Here is a 702-nt window from a genome sequence, read left to right as displayed (position 1 = left end):
GTCGGCGCCGTCGTCGGTGACCAGCACGTCGACGTCCTCGGGAGCGGCGAACCGGACGAGGGTCTCCCGGTTGAGCTTGGTGGAGTCGGCGAGGACGACCACCCGCTGACCGGCCCGCGCCATCGCCCGCTTGACCGACGCCTCCGCCGCGTCGGGCGTGGTGAACCCGTGGTCGGCGGTGATCCCGTTGGTGCCGAGGAAGGCGACGTCGACCCGCAGGTCGGCCAGCTCCCGCAGTGCGGACTCGCCCACGGCGCACTGCGTGACCCCGCGCACCCGGCCTCCGAGCAGGTGCACGGCGACGCCGGGGGAGTTGGCCAGGTGCGCCGCGATCGGCACGGCGTTGGTGACGGCGAGGAGGCGCCGGTCGGCGGGCAGCAGGTCGGCCAGGGCCGCGGTCGTGGTGCCGCCGTCGAGGATGATGCTGCCGTCGGCGCCGGGCAGCAGGTCCAGCGCGGCCTTGGCGATCGTCGACTTCTTGTCGGTCAGCCGCCCGGACCGCTCGGCGAGGCCCAGCTCGACCAGGGCCAGTGCGCCGACCGGGACGGCCCCGCCGTGCACGCGGCGCAGCATCCGGGCACGCTCCAGGACGGCGAGGTCCCGCCGGACGGTCTCCGTCGTCACCCCGAACTGCTCGGCGACCGCGGCTACGCTGAGGCGCCCGCGCTGGGTGACCAGCATCGCGATGGCCTGCTGGCGTTC

Annotated in this window: 1 protein-coding gene; it reads right to left on the bottom strand. The window is 75.2% G+C overall.

Going from position 1 to position 702, the window contains the following annotated elements:
* Positions 1-702, bottom strand: a 702-nt coding sequence (locus tag HK417_RS24530) for a DeoR/GlpR family DNA-binding transcription regulator (RefSeq protein WP_222273439.1), incomplete at both ends; no start/stop codon positions are given.

Origin of the sequence: Modestobacter marinus, from assembly GCF_019799945.1 — a bacterium.
In the GTDB taxonomy this organism is placed as follows: Bacteria; Actinomycetota; Actinomycetes; order Mycobacteriales; family Geodermatophilaceae; genus Modestobacter; species Modestobacter marinus_B.
This window is presented reverse-complemented; position numbering and strand designations above follow the sequence as displayed.